Raw genomic sequence first — 6,049 nt, 5'->3', positions numbered from 1 at the left:
ACTTTATTAAACTCGAAGTTATTCCCGATCCTAAATATTTATTACCCGATCCGATCGGAACTTTGCAAGCGGCGGAACAATTAGTTAAAGAAGGTTTTGCCGTACTGCCCTATATTAACGCCGATCCTCTCTTAGCCAAACATTTAGAGGAGGCTGGCTGCGCCACGGTTATGCCCCTAGGATCGCCGATTGGGTCGGGACAGGGGCTGAAAAATGAGGCAAATATCGCGATTATCATCGAATCGGCCAAAATTCCCGTGGTGGTAGATGCCGGGATCGGTACAGCCTCAGAAGCGGCCCGGGCCATGGAAATGGGGGCCGATGCTTTATTAATTAACAGTGCGATCGCTATGGCGGCCAATCCAGCTATGATGGCGCAAGCCATGGCAATGGCGGCAAAAGCGGGACGTTTAGCCTATTTAGCGGGAAGAATGCCGATTAAGTCCTATGCTAGTCCTAGTTCCCCCCAGACGGGAACAATCGCCTAAGCCAGTGATCTTAGGCTAGGAATGGGCTGTTTTCAGCTATCGTGGGCATGGCCAGAAAAATTGACTAAAATAAAACAGGTGGAATCATGACCGAGAATCTGCCGGGCAATTAGCGTCATGGCCGCCAATCCTGAGAACATATTTTTTGATCAGCGAGGTATATTGGCGATGATCACTAAAAATTCTTTATTATCAGGTTTTTTTCTGGGTCTGGGTTGGGTTTGCGTTAGCGGCAACCTAGTCGTGGCCCAATTGCCTATCAGTGAGCGTTGTTTAGCTGAGGCTGAATCCTGTACTTACCAAAAATATCCCCAATACAATCAGCAATTAGACTTTCGCACCAGTCCCCAAATCGAGCAGCGGCGACAGAACACGATCGAAAATCAATGCGGTAGCATTAATTCCTCTCGTTGTAATAATCTGCGTCCGCAGTTGCAAAAACTACAGGAAACTCCCACCCGGCAGCAATTGCGGGAACAACAGATTAGAATCATCGAAACCCGTTAAAATAGGGGAGATTTAGCCATCTCCCCCCACACCACACATCAATAAATCGCACAATTAACGCACTTCAAACAAACGATTATCCGGTAAATTACTAATCGCTCGCTGGAGACTATTCAAGGATTTATTGTAATCAACGATCGCCTGTAGATAACTACTTCTGGCATCGGTTAAATCCCGCTGGGAGTTGATCACGTCCGTTTGGGTTCCCACACCGGCCTGGAAGCGTAAACGGGCTAATCGCAGACTTTCCGTGGCTGATTCAATGCTTTTTTGCGAAGTTTTGATGTTTTCTTGGTTAGAAATCAAATTATAGTAGTATTCCTCCACCTGAAGGCGAATTTCATTGCGACGGAGGGAGAATTCCGTATCGGCGCGATCAATATTTCTTTCCGCTTGACGGGCCTGAGCAAAAGCACGACCACCATCAAAGAAAGTCCAGCGAATCCGGCCGCCAACGCTAAAACCATCGCCAAAACCAGCAGAATCACTGAGATCGTTGAGGACATTATACTCGCCCAGAAGGTCCACTTGGGGAATCACCGCCGAAATAGCGATCGAGCGATCCTGTTCGCTAATTTCCCGTTGTAAGAGTTGTTGTTCTAATTCCGCGCGATTTTTGTAGGCCAAAACGATACTATCATTAAGACTTAAGCCCCAAGTTCCCGCCTCGCGAATCTCATCGGCAGCGGTTAACTCGATGTGCTGACCGACACTCAATATCTGTGCCAGTCGCCGTCGGGAAATACGCTGGGTAGAAATCGCCCGGGTTAAGTCTTGGTTAGCGTTAGCGAGGTCAACTTCCGCCTGTAGAACAGCAAATCGGGTTCCTAGTCCCGCTTGCTCCAATAATAGAGCATCGCGTAAACTTTGACTAGCATCCTCGATCGAGGCTTGGGCGATCGCTACCTGAGCATCACCCCTCTGTAATTCATAATAGGCATCGGTGGCATCAAAACGAGTTTGTTCCGAGACTCTTTCCACCTCTAATTCCCGTTGCCGGATGACCTTTTCGGCCCTTTTGATCTGGGCTGACCGTTCACCCCCTGTATAAACCCCATAGACGATGCTAACACTACCCTGAAAGTTGGTACTATCTTCCGGTGTAGTGGCTGGGATTCCCTGTTGACGAGCCAAGTTATTCTGTCTTTGGGCAACTGCCGATTGATCTTGAGTGAGACTGGTTTCCGCTTGGGCCGTGGGTAATAAAGCCGCCTGTTGTTCCTTTAATTGGGCGCGAGCGATTTCTAAATCGACCCGGGCTGTCTGTAAGGTCTGATTATTTTTTAAAGCTAATTCGATCGCTTGATTTAAGCTGATCGGTTGTACTACCCTAATATTCACCTCATCTGGTTTGGTGGGAAAAATTAGGGGATTGCCACTAGGATTAAGATAATTGGGGGCTTTGGGATCCGCTTCCGTGGTTGCCGGTGCCGCCGATGGACCGGGTAATTGAGAAACGGGATTGGCAGTAGGTCGGGGTTTCTTCAATAAATCGGCAGCGGACTGAGTTTGTGCCTTAACCGAGGATTCAGCCAAGAAAATCAACCCAAGCACCGCACTCACGGTAATACCATAACGCAAGAGCAACATGAGTATCTCAAAAGTAAACAGTAAACGATAAGAAGTAAACAAGCTCACACCACTATGTTGGCCGATTACTAATTACTAATCAATAATCCTACTCCATCCCGACGCGGATCGCCCGTAGCGGTTAATTCCCCCCGCTCATTCACTGCCACCCCATGCACACCCCCAAAAAACATATTTTGTTCTTGCCAACGGGTTACTTGAGTATTTGCGGGTAAAACCAGATTTTCGAGCAGATTTTCCCGATCTTCTAGGGGTTCAATTCCTAATTGTTGATTTTCCCAATGTATGCGCGAGGCACCGATCGCATCGGCTAAAGATTGCCGAAAATCGATTAAATTACTAATAACCTGCAAAATAGCGGTGCGAATGCGATTGGAACCCCCAGAACCGAGAACAAATCGCGGCTTTCCTTCTTCTAAAATCATCGTCGGCGACATCATTGAGGATAAACGACGATCAACGGGCCAATTGTGAAAACCAAAGGGATTTAAGTCCGCTTCCCCGATCATATTATTGAGCATAATTCCCGTCCCCGGCACGGTATAAGCTGATCCTTCGCCGTTGGAAAAGGTGGCACTGGCGGCATTACCTTCCCCATCGATAATGCTAATATGGGTGGTACTGCCCCATTTATTGGCATATTTGCCTAAAAATTCTGATGAGAGGAATTCCTCTTCGATTCCCTCCTGATGGATAAAATTATCGTAGCCTTGAGCGCGAGCTTGATTGGTTAAGGCCATCACTTCTGTTAAAATTTGCAGATGTTTGTTCCCTAGATGCTCTAAAGCCGATAAATTGACTGTTTCCAGTAATTTTAGGGCAAAAGCTAGGAGAATTCCCCCAGAACTAGGCGGCGGATTAGTCAGTATTTCGTACCCCCGATATTCGGTTTTTAGGGGTTTTCTCTCAAGGACTTGGTAATGATTTAAATCCTCTAGGGTAAGATAACCGCCCTCCTGCATATCCCTGGCGATTTGGTGGGCGATTTCTCCCTCATAAAAGTCTTTTACGCCTTTTTTGCTTAATTCCTCTAAGCTGTTGGCAAAATCCCTCATCACACAGCGATCACCAGCTTGCAGGAGTTTTCCTTGCGGGGCATAGACTTTTAAACCCTCTCTATCTTTGAGCAGGATCGAAGCGAGTAAACCCAGGCAAAAGCCGTTATATTGGCTCAAAATGTAGCCTTGACGAGCATATTCGATCGCTGGTTCTGCTACCACGGCAAAGGGTAATTTTCCCAGTTTTTTCTGCACTGTTTCCAATCCCCGTAACACCCCGGTCGTAGCGATCGCACCTCGACCAATGTGAAAATCTTGACTAGCACCACCAAAATTGATCGCCACTGGGTAAAAGTCGATCTTTGTCAAGGGTTTTTTATATTTTGGAGTTTGACAAAAAAAATCAAAAAGGGTATTGACTTTTTCTTTGGTATGTGCTAGTAAAAAACCGCCGCCCCCCGCCGAAGCGAGGGTGAATTCGACCACGAAAGCCGCTAAAATCGAGCCAACAATCCCATCGAAGGCATTGCCGCCCATTTCTAAGATTAATTGTCCAGCTTCGGCAGTTTTTGGATGTCCTGCGGCGATAGCGCCCTTGCTTTTGCCAGTCACTTTGATCGGGGTGTGGGGTGTGGGGTGTGGGGTGTGGGGAGATGGGGGTGTGGGGTGTGGGGTGTGGGGTGTGGGGAGAAGGGAGAATAAATAAAAATAATCTCCTGTCTCCTGTCTCGGAGTCTCCCGTCTCCTGTCCCCTGAATAGGGCTATTTTTGCAACTGCTTAACCGCTTGATAGATTTCGGGTAAACGCTTGTAAGCGGCTGCTACCTTGAGGAATAGCTTATGGGGGATAGCGGGAGAGCCAGAAACCACTTCTCCTGCCCCGATATCGTTGTGAATGCCAGCTTGGGCTGTTGCGATCGCACCATCCCCGATCACCGCTTGATTGGCAATGCCCACCTGTCCCGCTAAAATAACGCGATTGCCCACTTTTACGCCTCCTGCCATGCCTACCTGTCCTGCTAGGGCGCAGGCTTGGCCAATTTGGCAATTATGGGCAATATGGACGAGATTATCGATCTTAGTCTGGCTACCGATGCGGGTTTCTCCCACTGCCGGGCGATCCACGGCGCTATTACAGCCAATTTCCACCCCATCTTCTAAGACCACGATACCCGATTGTTCCATCTTAAACCAGCCTTCGGGAACCGGCACAAAACCGAAGCCCTCAGCACCGATAACAGCACCACTGTGGATAACGCAATCATTGCCTATTTGTACCCGTTCATGGATAGTACAGTTAGCGTGGAGAATTGTGCGATCACCAATATGCACCCCGGGGTAAACAACGGCGTTAGGATGAATGCACACCCCATCACCGAGGGTGACATTGGCTTCCACCACGGCATGGGCCCCGATGGCGACTTTATGGCCGATTTTAGCCGATGGATGCACCACGGCGGTGGCGTGAATGTAGGGTTGGGGCTGAAAGGGTTGATAGAATAATTTGATGGCGTGGGCGAATAAAAGTCGGGGATTGGCACTAGCTAACCAAGGGATGCCGCGTTCGTCGGCCTGTTGTTGTAAATTGGCATCCAGGGGCAGAATTAGGGCAGTAGCCTCAGTTTTGGCGACAAAGGCAGCAAATTTTCCCCCTTCGATATAGCTAATCGTATCGACTAGGGCGGTTTCGATGGGAGTTATGGCTTTAATTTGGGGATTTCTGTCGGGATAGGCAGTTAAACTGTGAGCAGAGACTAAAGGGCTTAATTTTTGGGCAATTTCACTAAATTTCATAAATATATACTGCGATCGAGATAGGGCTGATGATAGGATGGTCTAACAGTCTAAAACTATACTGATAATCTTGTCGTTATTATAGTCAAAAAAGTTGCTAGTTTTTTAGGGAATAATCCCTGTTTTCCATTTCAATAAAGCCGATCTCGATCTAGAGCGGTTTTGGAGATAAGTTGGCTCTCTCCAAAACCGATTGGTTTTAGTTTTTACTGCTCGATCGAGTTAATAAAATTGATCCGAACAGTATTAAGGCGATCAGAGTTGATGGTTCGGGAACTGTTTGAAAATCTAGGTTAAAAATTCCTGACTCTCCCCAAGAAAGGCTAAGATCTACCAGCTTAAAACTGGCTGAATATTTTCCCGGTCGAGAGGCAAGAAACTTCGGTAAAAAGGAGAAGTTATCACCAGTACCGATCGCATAGATATCGCCAGCATTAGCTAAAATTGTCTGTCCTAAAGAGTTAGCTACTGTTAATCCATCACTAATCTCTAACAGTTGTAAGGATAGGTTGGCATTACCTAAAGACCGATTCCACCGTCCCCCAGAACTGTTAAAAAGAGCTTGTTCTCCCAAGTCAGAGGAATTATTAATAGTTGCCACTGATTGCATCAGTAGATTGCTATATTCCTCCCCAGTGGCAGCACTAACAAAACTATTCTGAAAAATTCCTT

Annotated in this window: 6 protein-coding genes; 2 read left to right on the top strand and 4 right to left on the bottom strand. The window is 47.2% G+C overall.

Annotation, left to right across the window (positions count from 1 at the left end):
• The coding region (locus PX484_RS15630; RefSeq protein WP_288104625.1) for a HisA/HisF-related TIM barrel protein at positions 1–488 on the top strand (488 nt) is incomplete at its 5' end.
• Between the two features lie 168 nt (positions 489–656).
• Complete coding sequence (locus PX484_RS15625) at positions 657–995, top strand: hypothetical protein (protein WP_287766520.1); 339 nt, start codon at positions 657–659, stop codon at positions 993–995.
• A gap of 54 nt (positions 996–1,049) precedes the next feature.
• Here the strand turns inward: PX484_RS15625 and PX484_RS15620 are convergent, their stop codons facing one another.
• The 4 genes from PX484_RS15620 to PX484_RS15605 form a co-directional block, all read right to left on the bottom strand.
• Positions 1,050–2,585 (bottom strand): TolC family protein, encoded by a 1,536-nt coding sequence (locus PX484_RS15620; protein WP_287766521.1) that lies wholly within the window; start codon positions 2,583–2,585, stop codon positions 1,050–1,052.
• 68 nt (positions 2,586–2,653) lie between these two features.
• Positions 2,654–4,195 (bottom strand): gamma-glutamyltransferase, encoded by a 1,542-nt coding sequence (locus tag PX484_RS15615; protein WP_287766523.1) that lies wholly within the window; start codon positions 4,193–4,195, stop codon positions 2,654–2,656.
• A gap of 150 nt (positions 4,196–4,345) precedes the next feature.
• Positions 4,346–5,377, bottom strand: coding sequence for a UDP-3-O-(3-hydroxymyristoyl)glucosamine N-acyltransferase (gene lpxD / locus PX484_RS15610; protein ID WP_287766525.1), 1,032 nt, complete (start codon positions 5,375–5,377; stop codon positions 4,346–4,348).
• A gap of 199 nt (positions 5,378–5,576) precedes the next feature.
• On the bottom strand, positions 5,577–6,049 hold a 473-nt coding region (locus PX484_RS15605; protein WP_288104622.1), incomplete at its 5' end, for an all3515 family Zur-repressed PEP-CTERM protein.

It is taken from the genome of Microcystis sp. M49636_WE2 (assembly GCF_030065375.1).
Taxonomy (GTDB): Bacteria; Cyanobacteriota; Cyanobacteriia; order Cyanobacteriales; family Microcystaceae; genus Microcystis; species Microcystis aeruginosa_C.
Note: the sequence above shows the minus strand (reverse complement) of the source record. Positions and strands in the feature narration are given on the sequence as shown.